The sequence below is a fragment of the Pseudomonas sp. G2-4 genome (assembly GCF_030064125.1).
Classification (GTDB): domain Bacteria; phylum Pseudomonadota; class Gammaproteobacteria; order Pseudomonadales; family Pseudomonadaceae; genus Aquipseudomonas.
The window spans coordinates 4,728,886-4,748,598 of record NZ_CP125957.1; the positions used below are offsets into that span (position 1 = coordinate 4,728,886).

A 19,713-nucleotide genomic window follows, 5' to 3' on the forward strand; every position below is an offset into this window, starting at 1 on the left:
CCTCGAAGAATGCGGGGGATGACGCCAGTCTAGTCACAGGTGCCGATGCCGCGGCAGCACTATCCAACTGCCGTTTGAGCACTCATGGGCGCCAGTGATAAGGCCACCGGCAGAACTATCACTGTGTTGGATCGAAGAGCATTCGCTGCATCGGCAAACCTTGCGGCAAACGTTTCGAAGGTCTATCAACAAGGCTTCATTCATCTTGAGTGCCAGTCATGACTGCCCAGACCAATCGCCAGTTCCTGCTCGCCAAACGCCCGGTGGGCGCCGCGACCCGTGAAACTTTCACCTATCAACAAGTACCGGTCGGCGAGCCGGCAGCCGGTCAGATCCTGGTTAAGAACGAATACTTGTCCCTGGACCCGGCGATGCGTGGCTGGATGAACGAAGGCAAGTCTTATATTCCGCCAGTCGGCCTCGGTGAAGTGATGCGAGCGCTGGGTGTCGGCCAGGTGATCGCTTCGAACAACCCGGGGTTCGCCGTCGGGGACTACGTTAACGGTGCGCTGGGCGTGCAGGATTATTTCCTTGGCGAGCCAAGAGGTTTCTACAAGGTCGATCCGAAACTGGCGCCGCTACCCCGTTATTTGTCTGCGCTGGGCATGACTGGCATGACCGCCTACTTCGCCCTGCTGGATGTGGGCGCGCCCAAAGCCGGCGAGACCGTGGTGCTGTCGGGCGCCGCCGGCGCGGTGGGCAGCATCGCCGGGCAGATCGCCAAGATCAAAGACTGTCGTGTGGTGGGCATCGCCGGTGGCGCCGACAAATGTAAGTTCCTGATCGATGAACTGGGCTTCGACGGCGCCATCGACTACAAGAGCGAAGACGTCCACGCCGGCCTCAAGCGCGAATGCCCCAAAGGCGTGGATGTGTATTTCGATAACGTCGGCGGCGACATCCTGGATGCCGTGCTCAGTCGCTTGAACCTCAAGGCCCGTGTGGTGATCTGCGGCGCCATCAGCCAGTACAACAACAAGGAGGCGGTGAAAGGCCCCGCCAACTACCTGTCGCTGCTGGTCAACCGGGCACGCATGGAAGGTTTCGTGGTCATGGACTACGCGGCGCAGTTCGCCGCCGCCGGGCAGGAAATGGCCGGCTGGATGGCCAAAGGGCAGCTCAAGAGCAAGGAAGACATCGTCGAAGGACTGGAGACGTTCCCCGAGACACTGACCAAATTGTTCAGTGGGGAAAATTTCGGGAAGTTGGTATTGAAGGTCTGACCCAAACAACTGTGGGATCTGAGGCTCAAGGCCTGGCACAAAACGACTGTGGGAGCGAGCTTGCTCGCGATGGGGGCCGTGTCAGTCAACATTGATATTGACTGACATACCGCTATCGCGAGCAAGCTCGCTCCCACATTAAGGATTGTCGGTGTCAGGTCAGGCCAGTTCAGCCACGACCTCAGCCAACGCCTTGGCCGGATCGGCTGCCTGGCTGATCGGACGGCCGATCACCAGGTAATCGGAACCGGCGTCCAGCGCCTGGCGCGGGGTGAGGATGCGCCGCTGATCGTCCTGGGCGCTGCCCGCTGGACGAATGCCCGGGGTCACCAGTTGCAGCGACGGGTGCGCCGCTTTCAGCGCGCTGGCCTCCAGGGCCGAACAGACCAGACCGTCCAGGCCGGCCTTCTGCGCCAGCGCCGCCAGCCGCAGCACCTGCTCCTGAGGCTCGATGTCCAGGCCGATCCCGGCCAGGTCCTCGCGCTCCATGCTGGTCAGCACGGTCACGCCAATCAGCAAGGGTTGCGGGCCACTGCGCTGATCCAGCACTTCACGGCAGGCCGCCATCATGCGCAGGCCGCCGGAGCAATGCACATTGACCATCCATACGCCCATCTCCGCAGCAGCCTTGACGGCCATGGCGGTGGTGTTGGGGATATCGTGGAATTTCAGGTCCAGGAACACCTCGAACCCTTTGTCACGCAGGGTGCCAACGATCTCCGAAGCGCAGCTGGTGAACAGCTCCTTGCCGACTTTGACCCGGCAGAGCTTGGGGTCCAACTGGTCGGCCAGCTTCAGGGCGGCGTCACGGGTAGGGAAATCCAGGGCGACGATGATGGGCGTCTGGCAGGCGGACATGAGCGGGCTCTCAGGCAAGTCGAAATCGGCGCGCATTGTAGCGGAACCAGCGCCGGTGCGGGACCCGATGATCGGTAAATCTCATCGCGTCCAGAGCAGCATGGACGATACCGTCCATTGTGTCGAAGCCGATACACTCACGACATGCCTGCAACACGCCAGCACGCTACCTTCCGCGGCCGCAACCCCGTCCTTTCAGCGCTTCACGCCTCGTGGCACGAAGCCTATGCTGAAGCCTCAACCTCGCCGCCTTCTTTGCGGTTGGCAGCCTACCTGGCAGATGATGCATCCATGCAGAACACCCCTGTTGCCAATTCTGACGATCAAAAAGCGCCCGACGATGACAAACGCTGGACCACCCGCGCACTGATCGTTGACGACGATGTGCCGCTCCGCGAACTGTTGATCGATTACTTGGCCCGCTTCAGCATACGCGCCAGCGGCGTGACCGATGGCGCGGCCATGCGCCGGGCGATGCAGGCCGAGCATTTCGACGTGGTCGTGCTTGATCTGATGCTGCCGGGTGAAGATGGCTTGCAACTGTGTCGCTGGCTGCGCGCCGAATCGGACATCCCGATCCTGATGCTCACCGCCCGGTGTGAACCCACTGATCGCATCATTGGCCTGGAGTTGGGCGCCGACGACTACATGGCCAAACCTTTCGAACCCAGGGAGCTGGTGGCGCGGATCCAGACGATCCTGCGCCGGGTGCGTGACGACCGCACCGAACAGCGCGCCAATGTTCGCTTCGACAACTGGCGGCTCAACAGCGTACTGCGCCAACTGATCTCCGCCGATGGGTTGGTGGTACCCCTGTCCAACGCCGAGTTCCGCCTGTTGTGGGTCTTCATCGAGCGACCGCGCCGGGTGCTCAGCCGCGAACAACTGCTGGACGCCGCCCGTGGACGCTCCATCGAGGCGTTCGACCGCAGCATCGATCTACTGGTCTCGCGTCTGCGGCAGAAACTGGGCGACGATCCAAAGGCACCGCAACTGATCAAGACCGTGCGTGGTGAAGGCTATCTGTTCGACGCCCGGGACATTGGCTGATGCAACTGCGCCTCGACTCCCTGTTCGGCCGCCTGTTTGGCGTGTTGTTGTTGGCGATTGTCCTGGCGCATCTGCTGGCCTTTGCCTGGTTTTTTCACTACGACCAGCCCCCCCCTCCGGGGCCACCACCGGAATTTGCCCGGCAAGGCGAAGGACCGCCACCCTTTGGCCCGCGCCCCAACCGCCCTCCGCGCCCCTGGTTCGGCGGCCCCGTAGTGCCGCTGACATTTCAGTTCGTGCTCTTGATCGCCGCCGCCTGGTACGGCGCCAAACTGCTGACCCGACCGATCCAGCGCCTGAGCGATGCCGCCGAGCGCCTGAGCGAAAACCTCGACAGCCCGCCACTGGATGAAAACGGCCCTCGGGAGGCACGGCAAGCCGCCCATACGTTCAACCTGATGCAGCAACGGATTCGCGAGCAGGTGCAGCAACGCTCTCGCATGCTCGGCGCGGTGTCCCATGACCTGCGCACTCCCCTTTCGCGGCTCAAGCTGCGCCTGGAGCAGATCGACGACCTCAAGCTGCAAGGGCAGATGCGCCAGGACCTGGACGATATGATCGGCATGCTCGATGCCACCCTCACCTATCTGCATGAACAGCGCACCAGCGAAGCGTTGCAATGGATGGACGTGCAGGCCTTGGTGGAATCGCTGAGCGAAAACGCCCAGGACCAGGGCGCCGACGTGCAGGCCAGCGGTTTCTGCGCCCCACTGCTGGTGCAACCGATGGCGCTGCGCTCATGCATCAACAACCTCATGGACAATGCCCTGCGCTATGCCGGCCATGCTTTGATCACCCTCGAAGACCAGGGGCACCAGGTACTGATCCGCGTCATCGACCACGGCCCCGGTATTGCGGCGGACAAACGCGAAGCTGTATTCGAACCCTTCCTCCGCCTGGAAGGCTCGCGCAACCGCAATTCCGGCGGCGTCGGCCTGGGCATGACCATCGCCCGGGACGCAGCCGAACGCCTGGGTGGGCAGTTGAGCCTGGAGGAAACGCCTGGGGGTGGGTTGACTGCGGTGATCACACTGCCTCGTACCTGAATCCTACGGCGCAATGCCCGGGCCGAGACAGGCCCTTCGCGAGCCAGGTTCGCGGCTGATTGGTCGACGATGCCCCTGTGGCGAGGGAGCTTGCTCCCGCTGGGGTGCGAAGCGCGCCCAAACCAATCACCTCGATTCACCTGATACACCGCGGCGCCTGGGTTCAGGGCTGCTTCGCACCCCAGCGGGAGCAAGCTCCCTCGCCACAGGTTTGCCACGTCTACCGCGCCTGGCTTTTGCTCCAGTCCGTCAACAAGCTGTACGCCACCGCCAGCAAAGTCGGGCCGATGAACAGGCCAATGAAACCGAAGGCGATCAACCCGCCAAACACCCCCAGCAACACGATCACCAACGGCAGGTTTCCTCCTCGGCTGATCAGGTACGGCTTGAGCACGTTGTCCACGCCGCTGATGATGAAGGTGCCCCAGATGCCCAGGAACACCGCCATGCCGTATTCCCCCTTCCACGCCAGCCAGGCGGTGGCGGGGATCCACACCAGCGGCGGGCCCATCGGGATCAGGCTGAGCAGGAAAGTGACGATGCCCAGTACCAGCGCACCCGGTACGCCCGCAATCAGGAAGCCGATCAGCGCCAGCACGGCCTGGGCTGCCGCGGTGCCGATCACGCCGTTGACCACCCGTTGCACCGTACCGGCCACCAGCTCGATGTAGTAACCGGCACGGTCGCCGATCAGGCGCTCCAGCAACCCGTGGACGAACACCGCCAATCGTGGACCGTCCCGGTAGAAGAAGAACACGAACACAATACTCAGGGTCAGCTCGAGAATACCGCCGCCGATCTGCGCACTGCGGGCCAGCAGCCAGTTGCCGACCTGCCCCAGGTAGGGCCGTGCGGACACCATCAGCGCCGCACCCTGCTGGTCGATGCTGTTCCAGATGCCCACCAACCGTCCGCCCACCAAGGGCACGCCGGCCAACCAGGTCGGGGCTTCAGGCAGACCGTCGACCTGGACGTCCTTGATGAATGCCGTGGCATCGCGCACATGGTCAGCCAGGTTGAAACCGAGCCATACCAGTGGCACCGCCACCAGCAACATCCAGCCCACCGTCAGCAGCGCCGCCGCCAGGGATTCACGCCCATTGACCCAGCGGGTCAGCAGGCGCATCAGCGGCCAACTGGCAAAAGCCAGCACCGCCCCCCAGAACAGCGCCGACCAGAACGGTGCCATCACCCAGAGGCTGGCACCGAACAACACCAGGAGCAGGATCTGCACCAACAGCCGATCGTTATTGAGCATGTAAGGTCTCGAAAAATGAACAAGGCCCGGGTAACGGCGTCAGGCCCATCACCCGAAACAGCTTATCGCAGCAACTCAAGGTGCAGGCCCGCCACTTCGCCACTGGCCGCCTCCATCCGCGCCGCGCGGACGCCCTGGTCAATCAAAGCCTGACGCCAGGCCTCGGCCTCGGGGCCGGCGATACTGACTCGAAGGCCGGTGTCCAGGTTCAGCGCCCGGGACAGCAGGCGCAACCAAGTGTCGTCTGGCTTACCGGCAAGACGCGGCAAGTCCAGTGCACCGGTGTCCTTGAGCTGACGCAACAACGTGGCCGAGGTCGGCAGTAAGTCGCCCAACGCTGCGTTCGACTCGAACTGCTCGACATGCAGGTAGGCCTTGCGGTTGCCGCGCGTGATGCCGTAAAGCGCAATCAGCGTGTTGTCCGCCGGCGGTGCCAGGCGCAACAGCAGATAGGCCTGACCATTGTCGGCACCGTAGAGTTTGGAATTGCCGAATACTTCGTTGGCCCACAGGCTGCTTTCGCCGCAATCGCGGGCCTGGCACCAGAACAGCAGCTCGGCGCCCTGCTTCTGCAAGGCTTCGCGAGCCTCGGTAAAAGCTTGAGTGGCGGAGTGTTCCGGCGGCAGTTCATAGGTGACCGACGTGACATTGCCACGGGCATCGACCTGGCCGTCGAAGCGTAACTGGCCGCTGATCCTGCGGATCGAGCCCATGGGGTAGACACGTTCCAAGTCGCTGGTTTGCCGGTAATCGACGATCTGCGCATCGGGCATGCGTGGCACACGCTCCAGATCGTGACTGCCGGGCACATCGACGGCGAACGACGCCGGGCTGACGCAAGCCAGCGCCAGCAGGGCGAGTGAATGAACGGATAATTTCATCGGATAGGCTTGGCCTGGGTTTCTTGGACGAAACGGGTGTCGTCCAGGCGCCACGAGGCGGGTAAACAGAGATCTGTCATGGTTGTCTCCCTTTCAACCCGCCCAGCCTCGACAGTTACCCGGCGCAAGTCAAGGAACGGTGAAGAACCGATTGAAACAGTCTGCTACAAGCGCGGCACCGACCTCGTCGTTCAAGTGCAAATGATGGCCACCGGGCAACCGCTCATGACTGAAGGGTAGACGCTCCAGCAACTCCGGGTGCTGGGCGAGCATACCGTCGGCTGCCACCACCAGGTGCGCTGGACAACCGACACGCGCCACGAAGGCCATGGCCTGTTCATCGGTCAGGCGCAGCGGCGATGGCAAGGTCAGGCGGTTGTCAGTGCGCCAGGTATAGCCCCCGGGCACCGGCATCAAGCCGCGCTGGGCCAGCAACTCCGCGGCCTCGCGGCTGACCGCCACCAAACCTTTCATACGGGCTTCGATAGCCCGGTCGAGGGTTTTGTAGACGGGTTTGCGTTTTTGCTGCAAGTCCAACTGGGCTTGCAAGGCCATGCCCATGCGTTCGGCAGCATTATCGCCTTTGGCTGTGGGAGGAATGATCCCGTCTATCAACCCCAGGTGCGTCACCCGTTCCGGCAAAGAGCCGGCCAGCACCAACGAGACGATCGCGCCCATGGAATGCCCCAACAGGGCGAAACGCTTCAAGCCCAGTTGTTCGGCGACCTGCAACACATCATGGGCATAGTCCCACAGCGCGTAGCCGGCGCCGGGCGGCCGATGCCCGGAATGACCGTGCCCGGCCATGTCCAGGGCAATCACCCGCAGGCCCTCCAGCCGAGGGGCCAGTCGGGCGAAGCTGTTGGCGTTGTCCAGCCAGCCATGCAAGGCAATCACCGGACGGCCCTCTTGCGGCCCGAACAGGTGGGCCGCAAGTTCGATGTGAGGCAGGTTCAGGCGGACTTCTTCGACCACACTCATGCGCCGTCCGCCTCCCAGCGCCGAAGCAGCTCCTTGAGCAGATTGGCCGTGTCTTGAGGACGCTCCAGGGGGAACATATGACCGCCGGGCAAGCTCAGGGATTCACCATGGGGCATGCGCCCCACCGAATGGGTGTGATGACGCATTACCACGCGACTCTGCTGGCCACGCACCACCGCCAGCGGCACTTTGAGCTTACCGGCCCGCCCCGGGCTGGTGTGCGGCACACCGCGGTAGATGCTGATTTCCGTGGCCGGATCGAAGCGCAGCCGCAAGCGGTCGCCGACTTGCTGGAGGCCATGTTGCAGATAGGCGTCGAAGCATTCCGGGTCAAAACCACGGAACAGGGTCTTGCCGGCAAAATACTGCCGGGCCGCTTCCAGGTCGGCAAACTCCTCGCGCCGCCCCAGCGTCCGGCCGGCCGGCGTCAGGCGGTCGATGAATCCCAGGCGCTTGGCGGCCAGGATCACCCATTGGTCGGCACGGGTCAGCACCGGCGAATCGAGCATGACCACGCCCCGATACAACTGGGGGGAGCGCAACGCGGCGTGCAGGTGCAGTACGCCGCCCAGGGAATGACCGACGCCCCACACCGGCTCCGATTGCTGTTCCAGATGATGGATGAGCTCGTCCACCAGGTTGTTCCAGTTATCATCCGCCGGAAAACGCGGGTCATGGCCGTGCAGTTCCAAATGCGCAACCGCGTACTGGGGCGCCAGCGCGGCGAACAACTTGCCGTAGGTGGCCGAGGGAAAACCATTGGCGTGGGCGAAAAACACCTGTTGCGACATGACGGCCGATCCATTGGGGTACTGGGATCGATTCTGCGCATTACCCGACGGCACGGCAATGACCGTAACTGACAGGAATGATGACAGTCGTGGTTGGGCGATGGGGTTATGGCATGCGCCACAGGACCTACGGTCCGTACCCCTGTGGCGAGGGAGCTTGCTCCCGCTGGCCTGCGTAGCAGGCCCAAAACCAGGCGACTCGGTGACTCAGGTTGATCGAGTCGGTGGGTTTGGGGCCGCTTCGCGACCCAGCGGGAGCAAGCTCCCTCGCCACAAGAGCCTTGCACCAGACAAAAAATGCAACCGGTTTCACCGCCCCGGCGGTTGCTCACCCAGCGGCACCACCGCCATGGTCAGGCGCGACACACAGTTGACCTTGCCGTCGTCATTGGTCAGGCGAATATCCCAGACCTGGGTGGTGCGGCCCAGGTGAACCATCCGGGCCGTGGCAGTCACCCGGCCGCTGCGCACACCGCGTAGGTGGTTGGCATTGATTTCCAGGCCCACGCAATAGAATTTGCTGGCGTCCACGCACAGATAGGCGGCCATGGATCCGACCGTTTCAGCCAGCACCACCGACGCACCGCCGTGCAGCAGGCCGAATGGCTGGTGAGTGCGGTGATCGACCACCATGCTGGCGGTCAGGGACTCGTCGTCAAAGGATTCGAAACGGATGTCCAGCACTTCGCTGATGGTGTTTTTTCCAGCGGCGTTCAATTGCTCAATGTTGGGAGTGGTTCGCCACAGACTCATCGCTGTCGTTCCTTTGTGGTTTTTATTGTGTTCAATCCTGGCCGGCCTAGGGGTGCTTGATACCCTTGAGTGACATCGCCCCAGCCAATGGCAGGTCACCTTCCAGCTCCGCCAGGCCAGCCGTCTGCACTTGCTCGGGTTGTTGCAGATGACCGTGTTGCAGCAAGCCCAGCAGGCTGCCCACCAATGGGTTGTGGCTGACCAGCAGCACATCGTCCAGATCATCGAGATGCTCCAGGACTGTTTGCGGCCGGGTATCCGGTGTCAGCCAGTCGACCGTTTTCAACTCCGGTTCGAAACCCAGGGCTTCGCGTACCAGCTGCGCGGTCTGCTGGGCGCGCAGGTAAGGGCTGGCATAAATGGCGGTCAGCGGCTGGCCGATCAACTGCGCGGCACTGCCCAACACTTCTTCGCGACCGTGGACAGTCAGGGCCCGCTCAGGGTCTGGACGGCTGCCATGTGGCTCGGCTTCACCATGGCGCAGTACCCACAATTTCATAGCTTCGGCTCCTCGTCCTGGACCGGATGCGGCGCGGGTGCGACGACGTGAGGCGCTTCCCCCTCTGGAGTGCGTGGGGTCGGCCAGTCAGCGAACGGCCAAGGTTTCTGGTCGCTGTGGAAGGTGCCGAACCGGCCGATCTGGGCCAGGAACTGACTCAGGCTGTCGCCGAAGTTCATCAGGCTGGCACTGGGTGCGCCGTAGATCAACCGATAAATCAGTTGCACCAGCACCACGGCACCGAGGATGAATTGCGCCACCTGCCAGACCAACAGATAAATCACCATCCACAGCACACGCAGAAGGATGGATTCGTATTGCGGCTGCCCTTTCGGATCGTTCATGGTTCGCTCCTGCTTACGGTCAAATAGAGGCTCAGTTGAAACCACTGGTGGAAATGAAATCGACGTCGGTCTTCGGTTCGCCACGCATCAACAATTCGATCACCTGTTCCAGCGTGCGCCCTTCGAACAGGATCGCATGCAGCCCGGCGACCAGCGGCATGTACACGCCAGCCTCCTGGGACTTGGCCTTGAGCACCTTGAGGGTGTTTACCCCTTCGGCCACTTCGCCCAGGCGCGACACCGCCTCGTCCAGGCTCAGCCCCTGGCCCAGGGCGAAACCGACCTGGTAGTTGCGGCTCTTGGGCGAGGAACACGTGACGATCAGATCGCCCACGCCGGCCAACCCCAGGAAAGTCATCGGATTGGCGCCCTGGCTGACGGCAAAACGGGTCATTTCCGCCAGCGCCCGGGTGATCAGCATGCTCTTGGTGTTTTCCCCCATTCCCAGCGCTACGGCCATGCCGGCGATGATCGCATAGACATTCTTCAGTGCCCCGCCCAATTCCACACCGAAACGGTCGGCGCTGGCGTAGACCCGAAAGGTGCGGCCATGAAGCGCGGCCTGGACCCGCTGGCACAGTTCTTCGTCTTCACTGGCGATCACGGTGGCGGTCAAGGCGTGCTCGGCGATCTCCCGCGCCAGATTCGGGCCGGAAATCACACCGATTCGAGCCTTGGGCGCAATTTCCTCGAGAATCTCGCTCATCAGCTTGAAAGTCTGGGCCTCGATGCCCTTGGTCAGGCTCACGAGCAGCTTGCCGCTCAAGCATTCGGCATAGGGTGCCAATACCGAGCGCAAGGCACTGGACGGCAACGCGACGAAAAACAGATCGCTGCCCTGCAGAGTCGCCTGCAAGTCGGTGACCGGCTCCACTTCCGGGCGGATCTTGATGCCCTTGAGGTAACGCGGGTTCTCGCGATTGACCCGGATGGCCTCGGCCTGCTCAGGGTCACGCATCCATTGGCGTACCGGGTGACCATTCTCAGCCAGCAGGTTCGCCACGGCGGTACCGAAACTCCCGCCTCCCAGGACCGCAATCGGGCGCTGTTCAGTCATATGCAATCCGTTCATCCATACCAAGTGGCAATGCGGGGCATTATACGGAGCGGCCGGATCGCGACCAGCCCCGGCAACAATTACTGCCAGCTGTAGGAAGCTGACCATCAATTCCTAGGAAAATGCTGTCAACGTGAATGGAAAAGTCGTTCAGCTCAGTTAACATGCCCGCCATTCCTTCGTTTTCAAAGGCTGTGCCGTGTTCGTTGGCCCTTCCCGTCCAGGTTCGTCACTGCTATTGGCGCTGATCATCAGCCCGCCAGTGCTGGCCGACGACTTGTTCGTGGACAGCCAACCCCTGCCCCAAGTGTTGACGGCCACGCGCCTGAAGCAATCGCCGGCTGCGGTGCCGGGCAGCATGACCGTACTCGACAGCGAACTGATCAAGGCCAGCGGCGCCCGGGACATCAGCGAAGTGCTGCGCCTGGTGCCGGGCATGATGGTCGGCAATATCAGCGGCAACCAGGCCGCCGTGAACTACCACGGCACCAACGCCAGCGAAGCCCGACGCATGCAGGTGCTGATCGATGGCCGCTCGGTGTACCGCGCCGGCCTGGCCACGGTGGACTGGAGCGATATTCCGGTGGCCATGGAAGACATCGACCGGATCGAAGTCTTCCGCGGGCCCAACACCGTCAGCTACGGCGCCAATGCGCTGATGGCGGTGGTCAACATCATCACCCGCGCCCCCGCCGACAGCCACGGCACCCGGCTGAAAATCACCCGGGGCCAGCGGGGCATCAGCGACTGGTACGCCAGCCAGGGCAGTGGCTGGGAAGGCGGCGACCTCCGGCTGTCGCTGTCTGGCCAGGAAGACGACGGCTTTGACAGCGACCGCAATGACGCCGATTACCGCGACAGTCGTCGCCTCAACCGCTTCAACCTGTCCGTCAGTCAGACGTTGAACGAGCAGCAGAGCATCGACTGGCAATTGAACGCCAAGGACGGGACCAATCAACGGCCCTATACCTACCATCCGGTGTTCGCCGGGATTACAGCCGCCGGCGACAATTCCGACGTCATCGCCAAGGATTACGCCGGTTCGCTACGCTGGAACCTGGACCTGGACCCCAACCACAGCCTTTATGTACAAGGCTCGATCCAGCACTGGGATCGCCAGCAGACCTGGCGCGCCTGCGATGCCGAGGTGTCCTTCAGCCCGCAACTGACCGACCTGTGGCTGCTCAATCCCAACTACGCCGAGAAGCTGGCACGCAATATCCCCAGCTTCACCAGCACGGGCGCGCCGCCCGGCACGCCACAGGAACAGGCGCTGGCCAATCAGGTGCTCGACCAGTGGCGCAACGGCGCCTCGCAAACCCTGTGCGGGGACATCGACCAAAGCGCCCGAGAGTCGCGCTACGATCTGGAGATCCAGGACACCCTGAGCCTGTCCGACAGCCTGCGCCTGGTCACCGGGGCGAATTACCGCTACGACCGGGCGAACTCCGAGACGTACTTCAACGGCACGCTGGACGACACGACCTGGCGGCTGTTCGGCCAGTTCGAATGGCGAGCCAGTGAACACTGGCTGTTGCAGGGCGGCGCGATGTTAGAAGACACGCGCCTGACCGGAAGCTCGCTGACCCCTCGGGTGGCGGTCAACTACCTGATCACCCCGCGCCAAGGCCTGCGAGCGGTGTATTCCGAAGCCGTGCGCTCCCCGGACATGTTCGAGAACAACGTCAACTGGAGCTATCAGGTCACCAACCTGCAGCCCACCGCCTTCGGCCAGCGCAGCGCCCGTTACTTTGTCCAGACCCGTGGCCCGGGGAACCTGGAACAAGAGCACATGCGCTCCCGGGAATTGGGCTACAACGGCTATTTCATGAAGTTGGGCCTGACGGTCGATGTGAAGCTGTTCCATGACGAAATCACCGGCATGATCAGCGAACCACTGCGCAACAATCAGTACATCGCCAGCAACAGCAACGAATCGCAATTCTCCGGGGCCGAAACCCAGGTCGACTGGCGAATGACCAGCGCCGACCGCCTGCGCCTGACCTACGCCTACGTCGATGCCTCGGCCAGCAATCCTCTCGACGAACAACTGACCGCCCGCAACAGTGGTTCGGCCGGCTGGCTGCGGGACTGGGGCCGGGGCTGGAACAGCTCGGTCTTCTATTACGCCGCCGATGCCCTTAACGGCTATAGCTTCGAACGGGTCGACACCCGCCTAGCCCGACGCATCCCGCTGGGCAAGGCCAACCTGGAGCTGGCGGGTGTCCTGCAACAACGCCTCGACAATCAGCCCACCACCTTCGTCGACAACCGCTACGACTCCCGTCATGTTCTGTATTTCAGCGCGGAGTTGTCCTTCTAGTGGCCCGGGGCCGACTACGCAAGACGCCATTTCATGGCCGCCTGGCGCTTGCACTATGCCTGGTGTTTGCAGGGCTGCTGGTGACGGTAGAGGCCCGCGCCGCCGAGATTCTGCTGACCGGCGTCGAGGACAGCCCCGGCGTCAAGTCCTTCACCCAGGCCCTCAAGGCCCTGCGTCCCGAGGACACTGTGCGGTTCACCCCGCTGGCGGACCTGCCGGCGCCGGACAAGTTGCCAAGCAGTGTCCGTCTGGTCCTGCTGGACCTGCCCAGCCTCGACTGGCGCCTGCAAGACGCCCGCGGACCGGCCACTCTGGTGCTGCGCATCAGTCGCCAGCAAGCCCGGGACCGCTTGGGCGACGCAACGCCCGATCACCTTAGCCTGCTTTGGAGCGACCCACCCATGGTGCGGCAACTGCGGCTGATCCGTACGGTCCTGCCGCAAGTGCGGCGGGTCGGCGTGTTGTTCAACAGGCACAGTGAATTTTTGCTCAAGGAACTGCGCCAGGCAGCCATACCGCTCGGCCTGGAAATCGTCGCCGAGCGCTGGGACGACACCAGCGACAGCCGCCCCCTGCAAAACCTGCTGGGCCAGAGCGATGTGCTGTTGGGCCTCGACGACCCCGACCTGTACAACCCCAAGACCGTGAAAAACCTCTTGCTCAGCAGCTACGCCCGGCAACGTGCGCTGATCGGACCAAGCGCCGCGTTCGTCAAGGCCGGCAGCCTGGCCAGCACCTACAGCGATCAGGACGATTGGCTGGCGATTCTCGACGAGCTGCTCGACCGCCCCGCCGCCACCTGGCCACGCACCCTGTATCCGCCCCGTTTCAAGGTCTTGAGCAACCGCCAGGTCACCCGCTCACTGGGGCTCGAACCGATTGATGCCGAATCCGTCGCTGCAACGTTGGCCGAAGGAGAACACCGCCCATGACCTTGCGTCGCCGTTGGGACATCAATACCCGCACCCAGCTCATCGCCCTCGGCCCGGCGTTGCTGCTGACCGTACTGTTGATCAGCTTCTTTACTTTCGTGCGGATCCAGGACTTGCGCCAGGAGCTCAATCACACCGGGCAACTGATCGCCAATCAACTGGCTCCGGCCACGGAATACGGGGTGATTTCCGGCAACAAGGAGGTACTGGAAAGCCTGCTGACTGCCACCCTGGCGACTCCCCACGTGCGTTTTCTGGAGATTCAGGACCGCACGAACCGGGCGCTGGTATACGTCGAGCAATCCGAACCCACCGACGACCACTCCCAACAGGTCGAAGTGTTCCAGGCCCCGGTTCGTCTGCAACGCATTGCCCTGAATAATGATTTCCTGCAAGGCGACAGCGCTCCCACTGAGGTCCCCGGTGAGGATTACCTGGGCCGCGTGATCGTTGGCATGTCCAGTGACGCCTTTAGCCAGCGGCAGCAGGAAATTTTGTTCAAGGCTGCCATCCTGGCGCTGTTCGCCTTGCTGTTTACCTTTCTGGTGGCGCGTCGCCTGGCCTCGAACCTGTCCCGTCCGATCCGCGACATCGGCAACGCGGTCAAGGCGATCCAGCAAGGCGACTACAGCACGCCGCTGCCCATCGTCGACGAAGGCGAACTGGGGGCCCTGTCGCGGCACATCAACAACCTGGCCGATGGGCTCGAGCAAGCCAGCCGTGAACAACACCAGGCCATGGCGCAACTGATCAAGACCCGGGAAGAAGCGGAAAAGGCCAACAGCGCCAAGTCCGAGTTCCTGGCGATGATGAGCCATGAACTGCGCACGCCCATGAACGGCGTACTGGGCATGCTGCAATTGCTGGAAACCACCCGGATGACCGACGAGCAGCATGAGTACACGGCGCTGGCGTCCGAATCCACCGAGCACCTGCTGAAAGTCATCAACGACATCCTCGACTTTTCGCGCATCGAGCGCTCGGCCCTGGAGCTGGAACACATCCCGTTCAATCTGGCGGAGCTGGTGGGCAGTTGCGCCCAGTCGTTCCAGCACAGCGCCGCGCAACGCAAACTGGGCCTGGACCTGCTGATCCCCGACGACATGCAAGCCTTGCAGGTCCAAGGCGATCCGACGCGGATCCGGCAGATCCTGGTGAACCTGATCGGCAACGCGCTGAAATTCACCGAGCAAGGTCAGGTCACCGTGCAGTGCCAATGGCAGGCCCTGGATCACGAATTGTTGTGGTTCACCTGCACGGTGCGTGACAGCGGCATTGGCATTCCGGTCGAGAGCCTGGAGCGCATGTTCGACGCCTTCCAGCAAGCCGACAGTTCGATCTCCCGGCGTTACGGTGGCACCGGCCTGGGCCTGCCGATCGCCCGCACCCTGGCCGAACGCATGGGTGGCACGCTGCGGGCCCAGAGTGACGAAGGCCTGGGCTCAGTATTCACCCTCGAAATTCCGCTGGCCCGGTCGCGGCAGATCCCACCGCCCCTGGTGCCACGCCTGTCGAGCCGCAGTGGCGAAGGCGAAGGCCGTAACGTGCTGTTGGTCGAGGACAACCCGGTCAATCAGACGGTGATCGAAGCCATGCTGCGCAGCCTGGGCTTCACGGTCAGCGTTGCCGTCGACGGCGCCCAGGCCGTACGCAGCGCCGAAAGCCTGATTTTCGAAGCGATCCTCATGGATTGTCGACTGCCCATCATCGACGGCTACGAAGCCACGCGACAGATCCGCCAGCTACCCGGCTGCAGCGACGTGCCGATCATCGCCCTGACCGCCAATGCCTTGCAGGGCGACCGCGAAGCCTGCCTGGCAGCGGGTATGAACGATTACCTGGCCAAGCCGTTCAAACGCGTTGACCTGCAGCAAATTCTGCAGCGTTGGGTGGATTAGTGGCCGGTGTGACTGGCGTGAAAGGCGAAAGTGCGGCAGTCTTAGGCACCCGAACAAGCCTCGATTGGGGCTTGAATAAAAATTTCAGTGCACAGGTGTACATTCATTTCCCGTGTGCTGTGACTTTCACTACAACGCAATAGTCTATGGGTAGGCTGTCGATTCGAGGCATGAACGCTTCGATCGGCCGGGAAGATTTGCCCCACCCTGCCGCATGGGACTATTGAGGAGCTCGCATGACCAAACAAAACGCCTTTACTCGGGAAGACCTGCTGCGCTGCAGTCGCGGTGAGCTGTTCGGCCCAGGTAACGCGCAACTGCCCGCCCCGAACATGCTGATGGTGGATCGCATCACCCATATCAGCGAAGAGGGTGGCAAGTACGGCAAAGGTGAATTGGTCGCCGAGCTGGATATCAATCCGGACCTGTGGTTCTTCGCCTGCCATTTCGAGGGTGATCCGGTGATGCCGGGCTGCCTGGGCCTGGATGCCATGTGGCAACTGGTCGGTTTCTTCCTCGGCTGGCAAGGCCTGCCGGGTCGCGGTCGCGCCCTGGGTTCAGGCGAAGTGAAGTTCTTTGGTCAGGTCCTGCCGACCGCCAAGAAAATCACCTATAACATTCATATCAAACGCGTCCTCAAGGGCAAGCTGAACATGGCCATTGCCGATGGTTCGGTGACCGTGGACGGTCGCGAGATCTACACCGCCGAAGGCCTTCGGGTCGGCGTTTTCACCTCCACTGACAACTTCTAAGGGTTATCCGCATGCGCCGCGTCGTTATCACTGGTCTGGGCATCGTTTCGTGCCTGGGCAATGACAAAGAGACCGTCTCCGCTAACCTGCGTGCAAGTCGCCCGGGCATCCGGTTCAACCCGGAATATGCCGAAATGGGTCTGCGTAGCCAGGTTTCCGGCTCCATTGACCTCAACCTCGAAGAGCTGATCGATCGCAAGATCTATCGTTTCGTCGGCCACGCGGCGGCTTACGCCTACCTGGCCATGAAGGACGCCATCGCTGACTCCGGCCTGACCGAAGAGCAAGTGTCCAACCCGCGCACCGGCCTGATCGCCGGCTCCGGTGGCGCCTCCACCTTAAACCAGATGGAAGCGCTGGACATCCTGCGCGAAAAAGGCGTCAAGCGCGTCGGCCCGTACCGCGTCACGCGGACCATGAGCAGCACCGTTTCCGCCTGCCTGGCGACACCGTTCAAGATCAAGGGCCTGAACTACTCCATCGCCTCTGCCTGCGCCACCAGCGCGCACTGCATCGGCAATGCCATGGAACAGATCCAGATGGGCAAGCAGGACGTCGTGTTCGCCGGCGGCGGTGAAGAAGAACATTGGAGCCAGTCGTTCCTGTTCGACGCCATGGGCGCCCTGTCCAGCCAGTACAACGACACCCCGGAAAAAGCCTCCCGCGCCTACGACGCCAAGCGTGACGGTTTTGTCATCGCCGGCGGCGGCGGCATGGTGGTGGTCGAGGAGCTGGAACACGCCCTGGCCCGTGGCGCGAAAATCTACGCGGAAGTCGTCGGCTACGGCGCCACTTCCGATGGCTACGACATGGTCGCCCCAAGCGGCGAAGGTGCCATCCGTTGCATGCAGATGGCCATGTCCACCGTTGATGCACCGATCGACTACCTGAACACCCACGGCACCTCGACCCCGGTCGGTGACGTGATGGAAATGAAAGGTGTGCGTGAAGTCTTCGGTGACAAGGCTCCGGCCATCAGCTCCACCAAGAGCCTGTCGGGTCACTCCCTGGGCGCCGCCGGCGTTCATGAAGCGATCTATTGCATGCTGATGATGGAAGGCAACTTCATGGCAGGTTCGGCCAACATCGACGAACTGGATCCGGAAGTGGCCGACATGCCAATCCTGACCAAGACTCGCGAAAACGCCACCATCAACACCGTGATGAGCAACAGCTTCGGCTTCGGTGGCACCAATGCCACCCTGGTATTGAAGCGCTGGCAGGGCAAGTAAGCCCCGTCACTACGCCACACAAAAAAACGCCCCGACTGGTTCGGGGCGTTTTTTTGTGCCTGCTCAATACACAGAATTGCCTGTGGTGGATGGAACTCAGCGCACCACAAACCGCTGCTGCGTCAGCAGCCGATCCCCCTGGAACACCATGAACCGCCACTCTCCCGGCACCACTTCGTGGCTTTCGGTGAACTCATAGGCCATGACATCCTGAGGCGCACCGGGCACCAGTTTCTGGATGACTTCGAGTTTATCGTGACGCACGCCATCAGGGGTGCGGATCCCGGGCGTGAAGTACAACAGGGTCAACGGCTGGTCATCAGCGACCTTGCCCGCCAACTGGTAGCGCATGCCGAACTTGGTGCCCAGCTTAGCCGGCACGCTTTCGGTCTGGCGGATCTGCTCGTTACTACGCCGCAGTACCCGCTCCCCCGATTGCAGCTCGGCTTGTGGTCCTTCGAAAACGCCGTACTCCACCGGGCCTTCGACACGGACTTCTGCCTGTGCCAGACCGCAGGTCAACAACAGCGCGACCAGTGCGCTTGAACGGGTGAGGTGCATAGTGCGCTCCTTGATTGAGATGAGCGCGAGGGTATGACGCCGTAGTGACAGGCTGATGACAAACCCTGCCCACCGATAATCCCGTGGCGAGGGAGCTTGCTCCCGCTCGGTTGCGCAGCGACCGCAAAAATACGGGGCCGCGGCGCAGCCCAGCGGGAGCAAGCTCCCTCGCCACAAAAGCCGTTCAGCGGGGGACCGAACGAGGCAACACCGCCAGGAAGTTATCCCGCGCGACCTTCCTGGCCACGTCTTCGGGCAAGGCATCCAGGAACGGATCAAAACTGCGCAACTCCTCACCCAACTTGTTGAAACGCCCTACCACGTCCGAGCCCACCATGAAGCGCTCCGGAAAGCGCTCTACCAACTGCACCCACTCCTGCCGAGGCTTGCCCGCCTCGTCCAGCAAGTAGGGCGTAAGCAGGCTCCAGGACAGGTCTACGTACAGATTGGGGTAGGACTCAAGCATCCGGGTCAAGGTCGGCAAGAGAAAATCCAGCTGGGTCTGGTGGCGATGAATTTCCATGCTGGTACCGGCATGGGCCCAGATGAACCGCGTGTGCGGATGATTACGCAGGGGCTCCTCCATTTCTGCCAGGTACAGCGGATTTTTCTCACGCTTGGAGGTGATGTTGGAATGCAGCATCACCGGCAGATCATTCTCCGCCGCCAGATGATAGATCCGGGTCATGGCTTCGTTATTGGCCCTCGGGGTATCACCCGAGGTCAACGCCGTAAGGTCATCGTGGCGGGTGAACACCTCGCCGATGCCTTGCCACAGCCCAGGGTACAGATCGAGCATGCGCTGGATATGCGCGGCGGAGTTCTTGTCGTTGGGATTGAAGCCCGACAGGAAAGGATGGAAGTGCTGGCGTTGCTCGGCGGTCAGCTTGCTCACCGCGGCGGCGACAATCACATCGGTGGCGCTGTACCAATAGGCGTCCGCATCGTCACCGGCGTAATAACGCGGACGCTTGGGCTCGTCCTCATGCCATTTCTTGGCCACCGGAATGCCAGAAATCATCACATGCTCGATGTGATTGTCCGCCATGGCTTGGAGCAGCTCGGGCATTCCGGCAGTTTCCTGAAAGAAATCGACGTAATGCATGTGCGCATCGCTGTAGGCATATTCGCGGGCCATGGCGCTGCTGCTAAAAACGACCAGCAGCCAGGTGAGGATTAAACGGGGCAAGGGCACAGGCACACTCCAAAGGTCATGAGCAGCATAGACCCCAGCCGTCCCGCCCGGGTTCAAGGCGTGCGTGCCGCGGCCACGA

Annotated in this window: 19 protein-coding genes; 8 read left to right on the plus strand and 11 right to left on the minus strand. The window is 62.3% G+C overall.

The annotated features are described in order from the left end of the window. Positions 1–218: 218 nt before the first annotated feature. Positions 219–1,223: an NADP-dependent oxidoreductase gene (locus QNH97_RS20590; protein WP_283553666.1), complete on the plus strand. Its 1,005-nt coding sequence runs from the start codon at positions 219–221 to the stop codon at positions 1,221–1,223. 159 nt (positions 1,224–1,382) lie between these two features. Here QNH97_RS20590 and pyrF read toward each other — a convergent pair whose 3' ends face one another. Beyond that, positions 1,383–2,081, minus strand: a complete 699-nt coding sequence (gene pyrF / locus QNH97_RS20595) for an orotidine-5'-phosphate decarboxylase (RefSeq protein WP_283553667.1) — start codon at positions 2,079–2,081, stop codon at positions 1,383–1,385. Positions 2,082–2,372: 291 nt separating this feature from the next. Here pyrF and QNH97_RS20600 point away from each other — a divergent pair, with 291 nt between their 5' ends. Continuing rightward, on the plus strand, positions 2,373–3,131 hold the full coding sequence (locus QNH97_RS20600) for a response regulator (protein ID WP_283553668.1): 759 nt from the start codon (positions 2,373–2,375) through the stop codon (positions 3,129–3,131). Next, positions 3,131–4,177: a HAMP domain-containing sensor histidine kinase gene (locus QNH97_RS20605; RefSeq protein WP_283553669.1), complete on the plus strand. Its 1,047-nt coding sequence runs from the start codon at positions 3,131–3,133 to the stop codon at positions 4,175–4,177. Before QNH97_RS20600 ends, QNH97_RS20605 begins: the two co-directional genes overlap by 1 nt. A 220-nt stretch (positions 4,178–4,397) precedes the next feature. On the opposite strand, the gene QNH97_RS20610 is transcribed toward QNH97_RS20605, so the two are convergent. From QNH97_RS20610 to QNH97_RS20645, 8 genes are all read right to left on the minus strand, one after another. Continuing rightward, complete coding sequence (locus tag QNH97_RS20610; protein WP_283553670.1) at positions 4,398–5,435, minus strand: AI-2E family transporter; 1,038 nt, start codon at positions 5,433–5,435, stop codon at positions 4,398–4,400. 62 nt (positions 5,436–5,497) lie between these two features. Then, positions 5,498–6,316, minus strand: coding sequence for a DUF4892 domain-containing protein (locus tag QNH97_RS20615; protein ID WP_283553671.1), 819 nt, complete (start codon positions 6,314–6,316; stop codon positions 5,498–5,500). A 129-nt stretch (positions 6,317–6,445) separates the two neighbouring features. After that, the gene (locus QNH97_RS20620) at positions 6,446–7,297 is read right to left on the minus strand and encodes an alpha/beta hydrolase (protein WP_283553672.1); all 852 of its coding nucleotides are present in this window, start codon (positions 7,295–7,297) and stop codon (positions 6,446–6,448) included. Then, positions 7,294–8,088, minus strand: coding sequence for an alpha/beta fold hydrolase (locus QNH97_RS20625; protein ID WP_283553673.1), 795 nt, complete (start codon positions 8,086–8,088; stop codon positions 7,294–7,296). The genes QNH97_RS20620 and QNH97_RS20625 overlap by 4 nt, the downstream gene beginning before the upstream one ends. A gap of 309 nt (positions 8,089–8,397) precedes the next feature. After that, the gene (locus tag QNH97_RS20630) at positions 8,398–8,841 is read right to left on the minus strand and encodes a hotdog fold thioesterase (protein ID WP_283553674.1); all 444 of its coding nucleotides are present in this window, start codon (positions 8,839–8,841) and stop codon (positions 8,398–8,400) included. Between the two features lie 46 nt (positions 8,842–8,887). After that, a complete protein-coding gene (sixA, locus tag QNH97_RS20635; RefSeq protein WP_283553675.1) occupies positions 8,888–9,340 on the minus strand; it encodes a phosphohistidine phosphatase SixA in 453 nt (150 codons plus the stop codon). Beyond that, positions 9,337–9,684: a DUF4389 domain-containing protein gene (locus QNH97_RS20640; RefSeq protein WP_283553676.1), complete on the minus strand. Its 348-nt coding sequence runs from the start codon at positions 9,682–9,684 to the stop codon at positions 9,337–9,339. Before QNH97_RS20640 ends, sixA begins: the two co-directional genes overlap by 4 nt. A 31-nt stretch (positions 9,685–9,715) precedes the next feature. Continuing rightward, the gene (locus tag QNH97_RS20645; protein ID WP_283553677.1) at positions 9,716–10,741 is read right to left on the minus strand and encodes an NAD(P)H-dependent glycerol-3-phosphate dehydrogenase; all 1,026 of its coding nucleotides are present in this window, start codon (positions 10,739–10,741) and stop codon (positions 9,716–9,718) included. Between the two features lie 199 nt (positions 10,742–10,940). Here QNH97_RS20645 and QNH97_RS20650 point away from each other — a divergent pair, with 199 nt between their 5' ends. The 5 genes from QNH97_RS20650 (at position 10,941) to fabB (ending at position 17,878) form a co-directional block, all read left to right on the plus strand. Continuing rightward, a complete protein-coding gene (locus tag QNH97_RS20650; protein ID WP_283553678.1) occupies positions 10,941–13,064 on the plus strand; it encodes a TonB-dependent receptor plug domain-containing protein in 2,124 nt (707 codons plus the stop codon). Next, a complete protein-coding gene (locus QNH97_RS20655; RefSeq protein WP_283553679.1) occupies positions 13,064–13,996 on the plus strand; it encodes an ABC transporter substrate-binding protein in 933 nt (310 codons plus the stop codon). The genes QNH97_RS20650 and QNH97_RS20655 overlap by 1 nt, the downstream gene beginning before the upstream one ends. Next, positions 13,993–15,894 carry an ATP-binding protein gene (locus tag QNH97_RS20660; protein ID WP_283553680.1) on the plus strand — a complete coding sequence of 634 codons (1,902 nt, stop codon included), beginning with the start codon at positions 13,993–13,995 and terminating at the stop codon, positions 15,892–15,894. Before QNH97_RS20655 ends, QNH97_RS20660 begins: the two co-directional genes overlap by 4 nt. Positions 15,895–16,130: 236 nt before the next feature. After that, positions 16,131–16,646, plus strand: a complete 516-nt coding sequence (gene fabA, locus QNH97_RS20665) for a 3-hydroxyacyl-[acyl-carrier-protein] dehydratase FabA (protein ID WP_024780603.1) — start codon at positions 16,131–16,133, stop codon at positions 16,644–16,646. A gap of 11 nt (positions 16,647–16,657) precedes the next feature. After that, positions 16,658–17,878: a beta-ketoacyl-ACP synthase I gene (gene fabB, locus QNH97_RS20670; RefSeq protein ID WP_283553681.1), complete on the plus strand. Its 1,221-nt coding sequence runs from the start codon at positions 16,658–16,660 to the stop codon at positions 17,876–17,878. Positions 17,879–17,974: 96 nt separating this feature from the next. Here fabB and QNH97_RS20675 read toward each other — a convergent pair whose 3' ends face one another. Both QNH97_RS20675 and QNH97_RS20680 read right to left on the minus strand, forming a co-directional pair. After that, positions 17,975–18,439, minus strand: a complete 465-nt coding sequence (locus QNH97_RS20675; RefSeq protein ID WP_283553682.1) for a DUF3859 domain-containing protein — start codon at positions 18,437–18,439, stop codon at positions 17,975–17,977. A gap of 184 nt (positions 18,440–18,623) precedes the next feature. Beyond that, complete coding sequence (locus QNH97_RS20680) at positions 18,624–19,577, minus strand: amidohydrolase family protein (protein WP_283557520.1); 954 nt, start codon at positions 19,575–19,577, stop codon at positions 18,624–18,626. Between the last annotated feature and the right edge of the window lie 136 nt (positions 19,578–19,713).